Origin of the sequence: Streptomyces sp. NPDC058289 (assembly GCF_042880975.1) — a bacterium.
GTDB classification, from domain to species: domain Bacteria; phylum Actinomycetota; class Actinomycetes; order Streptomycetales; family Streptomycetaceae; genus Streptomyces; species Streptomyces stoeckheimensis.
In genome coordinates this window covers 26,036-41,563 of the sequence record NZ_JBHVYI010000078.1, presented here as the reverse complement: position 1 = coordinate 41,563, position 15,528 = coordinate 26,036, and the positions used below count along the sequence as shown (strand labels likewise).

Sequence of the window (15,528 nt, the reverse complement as noted above, 5' to 3'; positions counted from 1 at the left end):
CCTGTGGGAGAGTAGGACGCCGCCGAACAATCATTGTGGGAAAGCCCCGCACCAGCCCTTCAAGGGTTCGGTGCGGGGCTTTTCTGCGTTTACGGCCCGGTGCACCGGCTCCTGTAGGGTCAGGGGGCATCGTTCGACATTTCTACAGTCACAGTGGAGGCCCCCGGGTGGAGGTCCAGGAGACTCGGGTTCAGACTGACCGAATTTTCACCATTCCGAACATCCTGAGCATGGCGCGCCTCGCAGGCGTACCCCTGTTCCTGTGGCTGATCCTGGCCGAGCATGACGGCTGGGCTCTTGCCGTCCTCATGCTCAGCGGGATCAGCGACTACCTCGACGGGAAGCTGGCACGGCGCTGGAATCAGATCAGCAGCCTCGGCCGGCTGCTTGATCCTGCCGCGGACCGGCTCTACATCCTGTCCACCCTGTTCGGTCTCACGTACCGCGAGATCCTGCCGCTCTGGCTCACCGGGGCGCTGCTCGCGCGCGAGCTGATGCTGCTGGTCATGGTCTGGATCCTGCGCCGGCACGGCTATCCGCCGCCCCAGGTCAACTTCCTCGGCAAGGCCGCGACCTTCAACCTGATGTACGCGTTCCCCTTCCTCCTGGTGAGCACCTGGTCGGGTTGGTTGGCCTGGATGGGGTCAGTTTTCGGATGGGCGTTCGCCGGATGGGGTACAACCCTCTATTGGTGGGCAGGAGTCCTTTACGTGGTACAAGTCCGCCGGCTGGTGAAGGCGGACGCCACGGCCGATTGAGCTCGCTCGGCGTGACTGACGCGGGGGAGTGGTCCAGTCACCGTCCGAGACGGGTGAGGTCGGCGATTCGCCGTCTCTCAAGGAGGACTCTTCCGACATGAAGGCCGTCGTGATGGCTGGTGGCGAAGGCACTCGGCTTCGCCCCATGACCTCAAGCATGCCCAAGCCGCTCCTGCCGGTGGCGAACCGGCCGATCATGGAGCACGTGCTCAGGCTGCTCAAGCGGCATGGGCTCAACGAAACCGTTGTCACCGTGCAGTTCCTGGCGTCGCTCGTCAGGAACTATTTCGGTGACGGCGAAGAGCTCGGAATGGAGCTCACCTATGCCAACGAGGAGAAGCCACTCGGCACCGCCGGCAGCGTGAAGAACGCCGAGGAGGCTCTGAAGGACGACACGTTCCTCGTCATCTCCGGTGACGCGCTCACCGACTTCGACCTGACCGACCTGATCCGTTTCCACAAGGAGAAGGGCGGACTCGTCACGGTGTGCCTCACGCGGGTCCCGAATCCGCTGGAATTCGGCATCACCATCGTGGACGAGGAAGGCAAGGTCGAGCGTTTCCTGGAGAAGCCGACCTGGGGCCAGGTGTTCTCGGACACCATCAACACCGGCATCTACGTCATGGAGCCGGAGATCTTCGACTACGTGGACGCGGACGTCTCGGTGGACTGGTCGGGTGACGTCTTCCCTCAGCTGATGAAGGAAGGCCGGCCCATTTACGGCTACGTCGCCGAGGGCTACTGGGAGGACGTCGGCACCCACGAGAGCTACGTCAAGGCCCAGGCCGACGTCCTCGAGGGCAAGGTCCAGGTCGACATGGACGGCTTCGAGATCTCCCCCGGCGTGTGGATCGCCGAAGGGGCCGAGGTGAGCCCGGACGCGGTCCTGCGCGGACCGCTGTACATCGGGGACTACGCCAAGGTCGAGGCCGGCGTGGAGATCCGCGAGCACACCGTCATCGGGTCGAACGTCGTCGTGAAGAGCGGTGCGTTCCTGCACAAGGCCGTCGTGCACGACAACGTGTACATCGGGCCGCACAGCAACCTCCGCGGCTGTGTCATCGGCAAGAACACCGACATCATGCGGGCCGCCCGGATCGAGGACGGGGCCGTCATCGGCGACGAGTGCCTCGTCGGCGAGGAATCGATCATCCAGGGGAACGTGCGGGTCTACCCCTTCAAGACGATCGAGGCGGGCGCCTTCGTCAACACCTCGGTCATCTGGGAGTCCCGGGGGCAGGCACATCTGTTCGGCGCCCGGGGGGTCACCGGGATCCTGAACGTGGAGATCACCCCGGAGCTGGTGGTCCGGCTGGCAGGTGCCTACGCGACGACCCTGAAGAAGGGGGCGACGGTCACCACGGCCCGCGACCACTCCCGAGGCGCGCGAGCGCTCAAGCGGGCCGTGATCTCGGCGCTCCAGGCCAGCGCCATCAACGTCCGGGACCTGGAGAACGTACCGCTGCCCGTGGCGCGGCAGCAGACCGCGCGCGGCAGCGCCGGCGGGATCGTGCTGCGGACCTCGCCGGGCGTGCCGGACTCCGTCGACATCATGTTCCTCGACGAGCGCGGGGCGGACCTCTCCCTCCAGCAGCAGCGCAAGCTCGACCGGGTCTACGCGCGCCAGGAGTACCGGCGGGCGTTCCCCGGCGAGATCGGTGACCTGCAGTTCCCGGGAAGCGTCTTCGACGCCTACACCGGCTCGCTGCTGCGGCGCGTGGACACCACCGGGGTCGCGGACTCCGGGCTCAAGGTGGTCGTGGACGCTTCCAACGGCAGCGCCGGCCTGGTGCTGCCCAGCTTGCTGGGCCGGCTCGGGGTGGACGCCCTCACCGTGAACCCGGGGCTCGACGAGTCCCGGCCCACCGAGAGCGCCGAATCCCGCCGGGCGGGACTGGTGCGGCTCGGGGAGATCGTGGCGTCTTCGCGGGCCGCCTTCGGCGTGCGCTTCGACCCGGTGGGCGAGCGGATCTCCCTCGTGGACGAGCGCGGCCGGATCATCGAGGACGACCGGGCGCTGCTGGTGCTGCTCGATCTGGTGGCCGCCGAGAAGCGCAGCGGCAAGGTGGCGCTGCCGGTGACCACGACCCGGATCGCCGAGCAGGTGGCGGCGTACCACGGGACCCAGGTGGAGTGGACGACGACCTCGCCCGACGATCTGACCCGGGTGGGCCGGGCGGAGAGCACCATCTTCGGCGGCGACGGGCGGGGCGGATTCATCGTCCCCGAGTTCAGCAGCGTCTTCGACGGGTCGGCCGCCTTCGTGCAGTTGATCGGGCTGGTGGCGCGGACGCAGCTCACGCTGAGCCAGATCGATGCCCGGATCCCGCGGGCGCACGTGCTCAAGCGGGACGTGCCGACCCCGTGGGCGGTGAAGGGGCTCGTCATGCGGCGGGTCGTGGAGGCGGCCGGGGACCGGCAGGTGGACACCACCGACGGGGTGCGGGTCGTGGAGGCCGACGGGCGCTGGGCCCTGGTGCTGCCGGATCCGGCGGAGGCGGTCACCCACCTGTGGGCCGAAGGACCCGACGACGCGTCCGCGCAGGCGCTGCTGGACGGCTGGGCAGCGGTGGTGGACGGCGCCGGGCACTGAGCGGCCCGTACGGCAGGCCGTAGGCCGGAACGGAACGGCGCAGGGCCGAAGGTCCGGTGGAGCGGGCGGGGCGTAAACCCCGGCCGGTCCACCGGACGTCCGCATTCGGTGGGAGCGGCGCCGACATGCGACGATGTGCGGCATGTCGCAGCCGCCCCACAACCGCAGTTCGGCACCTCCCGCGCGGCCGGACGCCTCCATGTCGCTGCTGACGCACGTGATGGACCATTCCCTCGACGAGGGCTACGCGGAGGCTTCGGCCCGCCGCGAGGCCGAGGGCACGTCCGGCCTGCCGCGGACCCTCAAGGCCAAACTGGGTCTCGCCGCCGGGCTCGTGCTCGCCGCCAGTGTCGTCACCCTGGGCGCCGCGCAGGCGCGGGCGACCGCGCCGGTGCTGGCCAAGGAGCGTCAGGAACTCATCGACCGGGTCGACCGGGCCGACGCGCACGCGGACGGTCTGGAGCGGGACATCGAACGGCTCCGGGACACCGTCGCCGCCCGGCAGCGCGAGGCGCTCAAGCAGCACGGCGGCGAACAGGGCCAGCTCGTGGCGCTGCTGTCCGGAGCCACCGAGGTGCACGGGCCCGGGATCAAGCTGACGGTGGACGATGCGAAGGGCTCGACGACCGGGAACGGCTCCAAGCCGCGTGAGAGCGCCGGATTCTCGGACACCGGGCGGCTCCGCGACCGCGATATGCAGAAGATCGTCAACGGGCTGTGGCAGTCAGGGGCGGAAGCGATCTCGATCAACGGGCAGCGGCTGACGTCGCTCTCGGCGATCCGGGCCGCGGGTGACGCGATACTGGTCGACAACAGGCCGCTGGTGCCGCCGTACGAAGTGCTGGCGATCGGCGACAAGAAGCGCCTCGGGACCGCGTTCCAGGACTCCGCGGACGGCCAGTACCTGCACGTGCTGCAGGAGAACTACGGCATCCGCTACACCTTGTCGTCCGAGGGCGAGGTGCGCCTTCCGGCCGCGTCGAGCCTGACCGTACGTACGGCTACAGCAGCAGAGCAGCAGAAGGGTGCATCGTGATCGCGGTACTGGGCCTCGTGGTCGGAGTGGTGGTCGGACTTCTCGTCCGGCCCGAAGTGCCGGCCGTGGTGGAGCCTTATCTGCCGATCGCCGTGGTCGCGGCGCTGGACGCGGTGTTCGGAGGCCTGCGCGCGATGCTGGACGGCATCTTCGTGGACAAGGTCTTCGTGGTGTCGTTCCTGTCGAACGTGGTCGTGGCGGCGCTGATCGTCTTCCTCGGCGACAAGCTGGGGGTCGGCTCGCAGCTGTCCACGGGTGTGGTCGTCGTCCTCGGCATCCGCATCTTCTCCAACGCCGCGGCCATCCGCCGGCACGTGTTCCGGGCGTGAGGCCGATGAGTACGAACGACACCCCGCCCGAGGAGCCCGGGGCCGCGGCACAGCGGCCGAAGGCGCAGCCTCCGCTGGAGCCGTCGGCCGGGCCCGTGGGCCACGAGCCCGGGCCGGGGGCCGAGGAGCGGGGTCCGGAGGAGAGCGGAGCCGCGCCGACCGGGTACGCGCCCAGCGGGTACGCGCCGGCCGGCCCCGAGCAGACCGGCCCCGAGCAGACCGGGCGCCAGCGGCTGGCGGCCGGGCTGTGGCCGCCGCGGGTGAGCCGTGCCCAACTGATCGTCGCGGTGCTGCTGTTCGTCCTGGGGCTCGGCCTGGCCATCCAGGTGCGGTCGAACAGCGACTCCAGCGCGCTGCGCGGCGCCCGTCAGGAGGACCTCGTACGGATCCTCGACGAGCTCGACGGGCGGACCAAGCGGCTGGAGGACGAGAAGCAGAAGCTCGACGACCAGCGCCGGGAGCTGGAGAGCAGCTCCAACCAGGCCGAGGAGGCCCGGAAGCAGACCGTGGAGAAGGAGCGCCAACTCGGGATCCTGGCCGGTACGGTGGCCGCGCAAGGGCCGGGGATCGTGCTGAAGATCACGGACCCCAAGAATCAGGTGCAGTCGGACAAGCTGCTGGACACCCTCCAGGAGCTGCGGGCGGCCGGGGCCGAGGCGATCCAGATCAACGGGGTGCGGATCGTGGCGGACTCGTACTTCTCGGACGAGGAGGACGGTGTCGCGATCGACGGTAAGAAGATCACACAGCCCTACGAGTTCAAGGTGATCGGGAAGCCGCAGGACCTGGAGCCGGCGCTCAACATTCCCGGTGGCGTCGTCCAGTCGCTGGAGAAGGAGCAGGCCGTCGTCGGCGTCACACGTCCGGCGAAGATCGTTGTGGATGCCTTGCGGGCTGCGAAGCAGCCTGACTACGCTCGGTCGTCATCGTCGTGATGCGGGAGGCGCGGGAGACGGGCTCACGCGGGCGAATGCCTGCGGGGGGTCGACGCACCGAAGTCGCGGTGCGTGGTGGAAACTGTCTGATGGTTACGGACGTTGTAAGTATGTCCGGGTCGGCAGGTGTTGCATTCGGAGTTCGTCCTGCCCCACGGGCGGGTCTGTTTCGGTCAAGGGGAATCGCCCGTGAAGTTGTTTGAGAAGTTGTTCGGCAAGAAGAACCGCGAGGAAAGCGGTGCGGCCAGGCACCGCGCGGGGCATGGAGACGTGGAAGGGCAGGGCGACCGGCCGCTCTTCCGCGACGAGGTCGCCGGGGCGGGTGACATTTCGGGCGCGCACGGCGCGTCGACTGTTGACCCTGCCGGTACCGGACGCATAGGTTTCGGTGAACCATCAACCTCAAGTACGGGTGGAGGGTTTGCCCCCGACCCGTATGCCACCAATGCCTCCGCGGGGCAGCCGCGGCGCGAGGAGCCGTCCATGTCGGCCGAGCAGATTTGCAGCAGGTGCGGGCACCGCAGCGATGCGGCGAGCCGGTTCTGCTCCAACTGCGGGGCGCCGCTGCGGGCGGGTCTGACGCCGGAGCGTGCCTCGGAGACCACGTCCACCATCTCGATCTCGGGCCTGGAGGCCTACGAGGCCGAGGTGTCGGGACAGACGCACGTGTCGTCCTCGCTGTCCCCCGAGGCCCAGGCCGCGGTGGAAGCGCTGCCCCCGGGTTCCGCTCTGCTGATCGTGCGGCGCGGCCCGAACTCCGGCAGCCGGTTCCTCTTGGACGGCGAGCTGACGACGGCCGGCCGGCACCCGCAGAGCGACATCTTCCTGGACGACGTCACCGTCTCCCGGCGCCATGTCGAGTTCCGCAGGAGCCACGACGGTTTCACCGTCTCCGACGTCGGCAGCCTCAACGGCACGTACGTGAACCGTGAACCGATCGACTCCGTCGCCCTGCACAACGGCGACGAGGTCCAGATCGGCAAGTACCGGCTGGTCTTCTACGCGAGCCTGCGGGGGCACTGACCCTTCAAGGGAAGGTCCCATGCTGCGTATCCCGGCAGGCGGTGCCGCCAAGAGCGGCACCGCCGGCACCGCCTCCTCGGGCGTGCGGCTGGTGAGCATCGGAACGGTGCTCACGATGCTGCGTGACGAGTTCCCCGAAGTCACGATCTCGAAGATCCGTTTCCTGGAGGCGGAGGGGCTCGTCGAGCCCCGGCGCACACCTTCCGGATATCGCAAGTTCAGCACCGACGACGTGGAGCGCCTCGCCCACGTCCTGCGCCTCCAGCGCGACCACTATCTCCCGTTGAAGGTCATCCGCGAGCAGCTCGACGCGCTCGCGCGGGGTGAGCAGATCCGTATCCCGGCGCCCACGGCGCACGGGGAGTCCGTCGACCCCACGAGCCCTGTCGCCCTCTACGGCGAGGTGGGCCGGGAACGGCCGACCGTGGCCCGGGTGGGCCGGGCCGAGCTGATCGCCGCCGCGGAGGTGGACGAGGTCCAGCTCGTGGAGTGGGAGTCGTACGGGCTCATCGCGGAGGCGCCCGGCGGCGGTTTCGACGCCGAGGCCGTCACCGTGGCCCGTCTGGTCGCCGATCTCGGCCGATTCGGTTTGGAGCCGCGCCACCTGCGGGCGATGAAGGCCGCTGCGGACCGGGAGGCCGGTCTGGTGGAGCAAGTGGTCTCGCCGCTGCGCCGGCACCGCAATCCGCAGACCAGGGCCCATGCGGAGGCCACCATGAAGGAGCTCGCGGGGCTCTCGGTACGGCTGCACGAGGCCCTCGTACAAACTGCTCTCGGGGTGCGGCTGCACTGATCCCGAGGGGTTTTCGGGCCGACTTCGGGCGACTTCGGAGGGGCTTCGGGGCAGGCTTGGGGGAGCCCGACTACCCAAACCTGCCGGGCAGGTCCTAGGGTTGCTGTGTGAACGAGCTCGACGTTGTGGGTGTCCGGGTGGAAATGCCCTCGAACCAACCGATCGTGCTCCTGCGTGAAGTGGGAGGCGACCGGTACCTCCCCATCTGGATCGGACCAGGGGAGGCGACCGCCATTGCCTTCGCGCAGCAGGGCATGGCCCCTGCCCGGCCGCTGACGCACGACCTTTTCAAGGACGTGCTGGAGGCGATCGGCGAGGAGCTCACCGAAGTCCGGATCACGGATCTGCGGGAGGGCGTTTTCTACGCGGAGCTCGTCTTCGCCAGCGGAGTCGAGGTGAGCGCGCGGCCTTCCGATGCCATAGCGCTCGCCCTGCGGACCGGGACGCCGATCTTCGGCAGCGACGGCGTGCTCGACGACGCCGGAATCGCGATCCCGGACGAGCAGGAGGACGAGGTGGAGAAGTTCCGCGAGTTCCTCGACCAGATCTCGCCAGAGGACTTCGGCACCGGCCCGCAGTGAGGCGCGGGTCGCGCCGTCCTCCCGGATATTTCAGCCCATTCGAGTAGCCTTTCCCCGCAATGGGGTACGGGAAACCACTCTCAGGGTGATTATCACTCGGCGTGCCGAGTGTGGCGATCGTTGACGCACCCCTGGTGACTGCCTACCTTCGAGATGGCAGGTCAAGGACGGAGGGTCGGCGTGAGAGTCACGGGCGACGGTATGACCGGGGGCATCCCCGCACGGAGTGACGGTGGGCCGTACCCGCTGCACGGTGGTGCGGTGAACTCCGCGCGCCGTCAGCCGGAGCCCGCGCCGGTCGGTTCGGTGGGGCCGGTGGGGCCAGTCGAGTCGGTGGGTGGCGAGTCCGCACCCGAGCAGGTCGGATATCGAGGGCCGACGGCGTGTGCCGCGGCCGGCATCACGTACCGGCAGCTCGACTACTGGGCGCGCACGGGGCTGGTGGAGCCCACGGTGCGCCCCGCTTACGGGTCGGGGACGCAGCGCCTGTACAGCTTCCGGGACGTGGTCGTCCTCAAGATCGTGAAGCGCTTCCTGGACACCGGGGTGGCGCTGCAGAACATCCGCACCGCCGTGCAGCACCTGCGCGACCGGGGTTTCTCGGACCTGGAGCGGATGACGCTGATGAGCGACGGCGCCACCGTGTACGAGTGCACCTCGCCCGATCAGGTCGTCAGCCTGCTCCAGGGTGGCCAGGGCGTCTTCGGGATCGCCGTGGGCGTGGTCTGGCGCGATGTGGAGAACGCGCTGTCGCAGCTGCACGGGGAGCGCGTGGACACGGGCGAGACGGTGGTCGGGCACAACCCGGCCGATGAGCTGGCCGCCCGGAGGAACCGGGCCGTCTGAGGGGCCTTCCGGCCAGCCGTCTGGTTGGCCGGACCCGGCGGTGGGTCGGGTTCGGGCCGATTGTCAGTGGCGTAGGGCAGCATCGGAGCTGTGAGAGCCGCGCCGACCATCCTGCACCTGGACATGGACGCCTTCTACGCCTCCGTGGAGCAGGCGTCGAAGCCGAGCCTGCGCGGCAAGGCCGTCATCGTCGGCGGGCTCGGGCCGCGCGGGGTCGTCGCCACCGCCTCCTACGAGGCCAGGCGCTTCGGGGTGCACTCGGCCATGCCGATGGCCCAGGCGCGGCGGCTCTGCCCGAACGGCGCGTGCCTGATTCCGCGCTTCAGCCTGTACCGCGAGGTCAGCGACACGGTCATGGGGATGCTCCGGGAACTGTCCCCCCTCGTGGAGCCGCTGAGCCTGGACGAGGCCTTCGTGGACCTGGAGGCGGGGGGCGTCGCCTTCGATGCGGAGGCCGCGCGGGCCGTTGGCGAGCGACTGAGGGCCGACATCGCCGCCGCGACCGGGCTGAGCGGGTCGGTGGGGCTCGCGGGGTCCAAGATGCTGGCCAAGGTCGCCTCCGAGGAGGCCAAGCCGGCCGGGCTGCTGCTGATCGAGGTCGGCACGGAGCGGGCGCACCTCGCACCGATGTCGGTACGGACCCTGCCCGGGGTGGGGCCGGCCACGGGGGAGCACCTGCGGCGGGCCGGGATCACGACGGTGGGGGAGCTGGCGGAGGCCGGTGAGGACGAGCTGGTCCGGATGGTGGGGCGCTCGCACGGCGTCGGGCTGTACCGGATGGCGCTGGGCGTGGACGAGCGGCCGGTGGTCGCGGAACGCGATGCGAAGTCCGTGTCGGTGGAGGACACCTTCGACGTCGACCTGCACGACCGGGTGCGGATCCGCAACGAGGTGCAGCGGCTCGCGGACCGGTGCGTGGAGCGGCTGCGCGGGTCGGGGCACTCGGGGCGGACGATCGTGCTCAAGGTTCGGCGGTACGACTTCTCCACGCTGACCCGCTCGGAGACTCTGCGGGGGCCCACGGACGACCCCGCGGTGGTGCGGGAGGCGGCGGCGCGGCTGCTGGAGGCCGTGGACACCACGGGCGGGGTGCGGCTGCTGGGGGTGGGTGTGACGGGGCTGGCGGACTACACGCAGGAGGACCTCTTCGCTTTCGCCGATGCGATGGCTGCGCGGGCGGGGGCGGGGTCAGGATCGGCTGCGGGTCCGGAGCCGGCTGCGGGAGTGGGTGCGGATCGTGCTGACGGGGTTGCGCCGTTCGGCGGGGGCGCGGGGCGGGACGCGGTCGATGCTGACGGGGGTCAGGAGAGCCGCGCTCTCGGTGAGGGCGCTGGACAGGGGCCCGGGCCGGTTCAGGACGAGGGCACCGGCCGGGGGCGGGGGCAGGGGCAGGGGCAGGCCCCTGGGCAAGGGCAGGGTGAGGCCGCCGGCGAGGGGCAGGGGGCTGGGCACGCGCTCGCTGAGGCTGAGGGCCGGGGGCAAGGTGCCGTGTCGGGGGAGGCGGAGAGCCGGGTCACCCCGGAGGGGCAGGGGCAAGGCCAGGGGCAAGGTGTTGGGTCGGGGCAGGTGGAGAGTGCCGGGGAGGGCCGGGCGGCTCGAGAGAGGCAGGGCCAGGGCGTTGGGTCGGGGCCGGTGGAGCGTGCCGGGGAGGGCCGGGGCGCCCCGGAGAGTCAAGGTTCGGGTCAGGGCCAGGGCTCGGGGGCAGGTCCGGCGGGTGGGCAGGGGCTCGGGGGGTCGGGCGGTGTCGAAGGTGTGAGTGAGCGGCTGTGGCCGGCCGGGAGCGATGTGCGGCATGCGGCGTACGGGCCGGGGTGGGTGCAGGGCAGCGGGGTCGGGCGAGTGACCGTACGGTTCGAGCAGCCCGGATCCGAGCCGGGCCGGGTGCGAACGTTTCTGGTGGACGACCCCGAGCTGGAGCCGTCCGATCCGATGCCGCTGGTAGGGGACCAGGTGGTGGGGGTCGAGGGCTCGACGGCGCCGTAGGGAGCCTCAGAGGTCAGGCCGCTTCGCCGGGCGAGGGTGGCCCGTCCGCGTCCGGGGAGTCGTCCGCCGGCAGGGCCCGTCGGGTTCGGGGGTAGTTCGTCGGCAGCTGCTGGGCGCGGCCGGGGGCCGGGCGGTGGCTCGGCGGCAGCTGCTGGGTGCTGGGCGTAGCCGGGTGTCGGCCGTTGGGTGCGCCCGTTGGTCGGCCCGTTGTCGGTACTGGGTTGGGCGCGGAATGTCAGGTGCCGCTGCCCGCTGCCCGCTGCCCGCTGCCCGCTGGGCGCCGCCGACCGTTGAACGTGCTGTGTGCGACTGGCTCGATCCGGCAGCCTGTCTTTGCCCAGCACCCTGGTCCTGCTGGGCGGTGCGGCCCGGCTCAGGGCTCCGCTCAGGGCTCTGCCCATGGTCGGTGGCGTCGGCCGGCTTGCCCGGCGCCCCCGTCCTGCTGGGCGGTGCGGTGCGGCTCAGCGTCCTGGCCATGGTTGGTGGCCTCGGTCGGCTTGCCCAGCCCCCGGTCCTGCTGGGCGGTGCGGCCCGGCTCAGGGCTCTGCTCGTGGTCGGTGGCCTCCGCCGGCTTGCCCGGTGGTCTGGGGCTGGCTGGGTGGCGAGGATCCGCCCGGCGTTCCTCGCTTGCCCCGGTTCGGTGTGCTGGGCCGCTGTCAGGCCCGCTGCCCCGGGTGGCGGCGGGCAGCGGGTGGGGGGTCAGGGGGTGTCGGGGGTCTTGTGGCCGAAGTCGTGCTGGAAGTCCGTGGGGAGGGCCAGGTCCAGGCCGTAGTGGTGGTAGAGCTGCAGCTCCTGTTCGGGGGAGAGGTGGCGGCCGACGCCGAAGTCGGGGGCGTCCTTGATGAGGGAGCGTTCGAAGGGCACGCGCAGGGTGTCGCCCACCATCTCGCTGGGCTCCAGCGGGACGAAGGCGTCCCGGCTGAAGAGTCCGGTGCGTACGGCGGCCCATTCCGGGACGCCCGTGGCATCGTCGAGGTAGACCTCGTCGACGGTGCCGATCTTGGTGCCATTGCGGTCGAACGCCTTGCGGCCGATCAGGCTGCGGGGATCGATGTCGGTCTGCACGGTCCGGTCCCTCCATTGGGCGCAACTCCTCCGTAATGACTACAAAAGTGCATTTCCGGAGAGGGGGCCACTCGAGGGAGGCCCGCAGATCCTCGCTGGTAGGCTGGGTGATGGCTGTTGACCCTGTGCGGGAGAGTCCTCCGAGTGAGTGAGACGGAGGCGCCGAAGGAGCAAATCCTCCCCGGAATCTCTCAGGCATACGTACCGCACGTGGTGAGGCCACTCTGGAAAGCAGGGGCGGGTACCGGGCGCGCAGTGCCGGTCCCTCTCCTCACCGACGGTGAAAGCCGGATCTCGTGGGCGATCCCCGCGCGGCCCGGTGAAGCTCTCAGGTTGTGATGACAGAGGGGGAGGCCGTCCGGGTGCCCGCGCCGTGGTGCCCCTCGCAGGTCGTACGACCAGGAGGCCTCCGTACATGACCGCCAACCGCATTCCGCTCTCCCAGCTGGAGCGAGGCATCCCCTTCGAGCAGCGCCACATCGGCCCGGACGCCGAGGCGCAGGCGAAGATGCTCGCCCATGTGGGCTACGGCTCGCTGGACGAGCTCACCGCAGCCGCGGTGCCGGATGTGATCAAGACCACCGCCGCGCTGAACCTGCCCGAGGCGCGGACCGAGGCCGAGGTGCTCGCCGAGCTGCGTGAGCTCGCCGACCGCAACCAGGTCCTGTCGTCGATGATCGGTCTCGGCTACTACGGGACCTTCACGCCGCCGGTGATCCTGCGCAACGTCATGGAGAACCCGGCCTGGTACACGGCGTACACGCCGTACCAGCCGGAGATCTCCCAGGGCCGTCTCGAAGCCCTGCTGAACTTCCAGACCGTCGTCGCCGAGCTGACCGGCCTGCCGACCTCCGGCGCCTCGCTGCTCGACGAGGGCACGGCGGCCGCCGAGGCCATGACCCTGGCCCGCCGCGTGGGCAAGGCCAAGGGCAACGTCTTCCTCGTCGACGCCGACGCGCTGCCGCAGACCATCGCGGTGATCGAGACCCGCGCCGAGCCGATCGGCATCGAGGTCGTCGTCGCGGACCTGTCGGACGGGATTCCGGCCGAGATCGCCGAGCGTGGCGTCTACGGCGTGCTCCTCCAGTACCCGGGTGCTTCCGGCGCCGTGCGGGAGATCAAGCCGGTCATCGAGCAGGCGCACGCGCTCGGCGCCATCGTCGCCGTCTCCGCCGACCTGCTCGCCCTGACGCTGCTGACCTCGCCGGGCGAGCTGGGCGCGGACATCGCCGTCGGCACCACCCAGCGCTTCGGCGTCCCGATGGGCTTCGGCGGACCGCACGCCGGTTACATGGCCGTCCAGGCCAAGCACGCCCGCTCGCTTCCCGGCCGCCTCGTCGGCGTCTCCGTGGACGCGGACGGCAACAAGGCGTACCGCCTGGCGCTGCAGACCCGTGAGCAGCACATCCGCCGCGAGAAGGCCACCAGCAACATCTGCACCGCGCAGGTGCTCCTCGCCGTCATGGCCGGCATGTACGCCGTCTACCACGGCCCGGACGGGCTGCGGACGATCGCCCGTCGCACCCACCGCTACGCCGCCCTGCTCGCCGCCGGTCTGACGGCCGGCGGCGTCGAGGTCGTGCACGGCTCCTACTTCGACACCGTCACCGTCCGGGTTCCGGGCCGTGCCGCCGAGGTCGTGGCCGCGGCCCGCGAGGGCGGGGTCAACCTGTACCAGGTGGACGCCGACCTGGTCTCCGCCTCCTGTGACGAAACCACCCTGCGCGCCGACGTGGACGCGGTGTGGGCGGCCTTCGGGGTCACCGCCGATCTGGAGGCGCTCGACGCCACCACGACCGACGCGCTCCCCGAGGGGCTGCTGCGCTCGGACGCGTACCTGACCCACCCGGTCTTCCACCAGCACCGCTCCGAGACCGCGATGCTGCGCTACCTGCGCAAGCTCTCGGACAAGGACTACGCGCTGGACCGCGGCATGATCCCGCTGGGCTCCTGCACCATGAAGCTCAACGCGACCACCGAAATGGAGTCGGTCACCTGGCCTGAATTCGGCCAGTTGCACCCGTTCGCTCCGGTCGAGCAGGCCGAGGGGTACCTCACGCTCATCACCGAGCTGGAGGAACGTCTCTGCGAGGTCACCGGCTACGACAAGGTCTCCATTCAGCCGAACGCCGGCTCCCAGGGCGAGCTCGCCGGTCTGCTGGCCGTCCGCGCCTACCACCGGGCGAACGGCAACGAGCAGCGCACCGTCTGCCTCATCCCGTCCTCCGCGCACGGCACCAATGCCGCGAGCGCCGTGATGGCCGGCATGAAGGTGGTCGTCGTCAAGACCGCCGACGACGGCGAGGTGGACGCGGACGACCTGCGCGCCAAGATCGAGCAGTACCGCGACGAGCTCGCCGTGCTGATGATCACGTACCCCTCCACGCACGGTGTGTTCGAGGAGCACGTCGCCGACATCTGCGCCCAGGTGCACGACGCCGGCGGCCAGGTCTACGTGGACGGCGCCAACCTCAACGCCCTGGTGGGCCTGGCCAAGCCGGGTCACTTCGGCGGCGACGTCTCGCACCTGAACCTGCACAAGACCTTCTGCATCCCGCACGGCGGCGGCGGCCCGGGCGTCGGCCCGGTCGGTGTCCGGGCGCACCTGGCCCCGTACCTGCCCAACCACCCGCTCCAGCCGACCGCCGGTCCGGAGACGGGCGTCGGCCCGATCTCGGCCGCTCCGTGGGGCTCGGCGGGCATCCTGCCGATCTCCTGGTCGTACGTGCGCCTGATGGGCGGCGAGGGCCTCAAGCGCGCCACCCAGGTCGCGGTGCTCGGCGCCAACTACATCGCCAAGCGCCTGGAGCCGCACTACCCGGTGCTCTACACCGGCCCGGGCAACCTGGTCGCGCACGAGTGCATCATCGACATGCGCCCCCTGTCGAAGGCGACGGGCGTGAGCATCGACGACATCGCCAAGCGCCTGATCGACTACGGGTTCCACGCGCCGACCATGTCCTTCCCGGTCGCCGGCACGCTCATGATCGAGCCGACGGAGTCCGAGGACCTCGCCGAGATCGACCGCTTCTGCGACGCGATGATCGCCATCCGCGCCGAGATCGAGCGGGTCGCGGGCGGCGAGTGGCCGGTGGACGACAACCCGCTGGCCAACTCCCCGCACACGGCGGCGGCCCTGGGCGGCGAGTGGAACCACCCGTACACCCGCGACGAGGCCGTCTTCCCGGGCGGGGTGTCGGCCGCGGAGAAGTACTGGCCGCCGGTGCGCCGCATCGACGGTGCCTTCGGCGACCGGAACCTGGTGTGTTCCTGCCCGCCGCTGGACGAGTACGACAACTGATGCAGTGACATGACGAAGGGGCCGGTCCGGGAGTTCTCTCCTGGGCCGGCCCCTTTCGTTCGCGTCGTCGGCTAGGCCGCCTTCATCACCTGCGTCGCCGCGAGCGGGCGGTGCGGGGCGATGATCTGGCCGTCCGGCAGCAGCTCACCGGTGTCCTCGAACAGCAGGACGCCGTTGCACAGCAGGCTCCAACCCTGTTCCGGGTGAACGGCCACGGGGTGCGCGGCCTCCCGGTCGGCGGAGTCGGCGGACGGGCATGCTGGCTTGTGCTGGCACATGGATGCG

13 protein-coding genes and 1 riboswitch are annotated in these 15,528 nt (G+C 70.5%); of the genes, 11 read left to right on the top strand and 2 right to left on the bottom strand.

Features of this window, described 5'->3' with window-relative positions:
* The first annotated feature begins 167 nt into the window (after positions 1-167).
* The 10 genes from ACFVX6_RS30915 (at position 168) to ACFVX6_RS30870 (ending at position 10,877) form a co-directional block, all read left to right on the top strand.
* Positions 168-758, top strand: coding sequence for a CDP-alcohol phosphatidyltransferase family protein (locus ACFVX6_RS30915; RefSeq protein WP_250745186.1), 591 nt, complete (start codon positions 168-170; stop codon positions 756-758).
* 97 nt (positions 759-855) lie between these two features.
* The gene (locus tag ACFVX6_RS30910) at positions 856-3,351 is read left to right on the top strand and encodes a sugar phosphate nucleotidyltransferase (protein WP_389697041.1); all 2,496 of its coding nucleotides are present in this window, start codon (positions 856-858) and stop codon (positions 3,349-3,351) included.
* A gap of 133 nt (positions 3,352-3,484) precedes the next feature.
* On the top strand, positions 3,485-4,387 hold the full coding sequence (locus ACFVX6_RS30905) for a DUF881 domain-containing protein (protein ID WP_389697039.1): 903 nt from the start codon (positions 3,485-3,487) through the stop codon (positions 4,385-4,387).
* Positions 4,384-4,716: a small basic family protein gene (locus ACFVX6_RS30900; protein ID WP_112452698.1), complete on the top strand. Its 333-nt coding sequence runs from the start codon at positions 4,384-4,386 to the stop codon at positions 4,714-4,716. Before ACFVX6_RS30905 ends, ACFVX6_RS30900 begins: the two co-directional genes overlap by 4 nt.
* 5 nt (positions 4,717-4,721) lie before the next feature.
* A complete protein-coding gene (locus ACFVX6_RS30895) occupies positions 4,722-5,651 on the top strand; it encodes a DUF881 domain-containing protein (RefSeq protein ID WP_389697037.1) in 930 nt (309 codons plus the stop codon).
* Between the two features lie 483 nt (positions 5,652-6,134).
* Positions 6,135-6,674 carry an FHA domain-containing protein gene (locus ACFVX6_RS30890; protein ID WP_274547808.1) on the top strand — a complete coding sequence of 180 codons (540 nt, stop codon included), beginning with the start codon at positions 6,135-6,137 and terminating at the stop codon, positions 6,672-6,674.
* Between the two features lie 19 nt (positions 6,675-6,693).
* Positions 6,694-7,467 carry a MerR family transcriptional regulator gene (locus tag ACFVX6_RS30885; RefSeq protein ID WP_266959346.1) on the top strand — a complete coding sequence of 258 codons (774 nt, stop codon included), beginning with the start codon at positions 6,694-6,696 and terminating at the stop codon, positions 7,465-7,467.
* A 107-nt stretch (positions 7,468-7,574) separates the two neighbouring features.
* Positions 7,575-8,048 carry a bifunctional nuclease family protein gene (locus ACFVX6_RS30880; RefSeq protein WP_250745191.1) on the top strand — a complete coding sequence of 158 codons (474 nt, stop codon included), beginning with the start codon at positions 7,575-7,577 and terminating at the stop codon, positions 8,046-8,048.
* A 180-nt stretch (positions 8,049-8,228) separates the two neighbouring features.
* On the top strand, positions 8,229-8,894 hold the full coding sequence (locus ACFVX6_RS30875) for a MerR family transcriptional regulator (protein ID WP_389697034.1): 666 nt from the start codon (positions 8,229-8,231) through the stop codon (positions 8,892-8,894).
* A 90-nt stretch (positions 8,895-8,984) separates the two neighbouring features.
* The gene (locus tag ACFVX6_RS30870; RefSeq protein WP_389697032.1) at positions 8,985-10,877 is read left to right on the top strand and encodes a DNA polymerase IV; all 1,893 of its coding nucleotides are present in this window, start codon (positions 8,985-8,987) and stop codon (positions 10,875-10,877) included.
* A gap of 699 nt (positions 10,878-11,576) precedes the next feature.
* Here the strand turns inward: ACFVX6_RS30870 and ACFVX6_RS30865 are convergent.
* Positions 11,577-11,942, bottom strand: a complete 366-nt coding sequence (locus ACFVX6_RS30865) for a PRC-barrel domain-containing protein (RefSeq protein WP_250745194.1) — start codon at positions 11,940-11,942, stop codon at positions 11,577-11,579.
* Positions 11,943-12,060: 118 nt separating this feature from the next.
* Positions 12,061-12,159, top strand: a riboswitch (glycine riboswitch).
* A 198-nt stretch (positions 12,160-12,357) separates the two neighbouring features.
* Here ACFVX6_RS30865 and gcvP point away from each other — a divergent pair.
* Complete coding sequence (gene gcvP / locus ACFVX6_RS30860; protein WP_389697030.1) at positions 12,358-15,243, top strand: aminomethyl-transferring glycine dehydrogenase; 2,886 nt, start codon at positions 12,358-12,360, stop codon at positions 15,241-15,243.
* A gap of 71 nt (positions 15,244-15,314) precedes the next feature.
* Here gcvP and ACFVX6_RS30855 read toward each other — a convergent pair whose 3' ends face one another.
* Positions 15,315-15,521, bottom strand: coding sequence for a DUF5999 family protein (locus ACFVX6_RS30855; RefSeq protein WP_112451479.1), 207 nt, complete (start codon positions 15,519-15,521; stop codon positions 15,315-15,317).
* Positions 15,522-15,528 lie beyond the last annotated feature (7 nt).

Excerpts from the sequence above, each read along its gene's own strand:
- gcvP (WP_389697030.1), top strand. The coding sequence starts at position 12,358 with ATGACCGCCAACCGCATTCCGCTCTCCCAGCTGGAGCGAGGCATCCCC.
- ACFVX6_RS30855 (WP_112451479.1), bottom strand. The coding sequence starts at position 15,521 with ATGTGCCAGCACAAGCCAGCATGCCCGTCCGCCGACTCCGCCGACCGG.
- ACFVX6_RS30890 (WP_274547808.1), top strand. The coding sequence starts at position 6,135 with ATGTCGGCCGAGCAGATTTGCAGCAGGTGCGGGCACCGCAGCGATGCG.
- ACFVX6_RS30895 (WP_389697037.1), top strand. The coding sequence starts at position 4,722 with ATGAGTACGAACGACACCCCGCCCGAGGAGCCCGGGGCCGCGGCACAG.
- ACFVX6_RS30885 (WP_266959346.1), top strand. The coding sequence starts at position 6,694 with ATGCTGCGTATCCCGGCAGGCGGTGCCGCCAAGAGCGGCACCGCCGGC.
- ACFVX6_RS30905 (WP_389697039.1), top strand. The coding sequence starts at position 3,485 with ATGTGCGGCATGTCGCAGCCGCCCCACAACCGCAGTTCGGCACCTCCC.
- ACFVX6_RS30910 (WP_389697041.1), top strand. The coding sequence starts at position 856 with ATGAAGGCCGTCGTGATGGCTGGTGGCGAAGGCACTCGGCTTCGCCCC.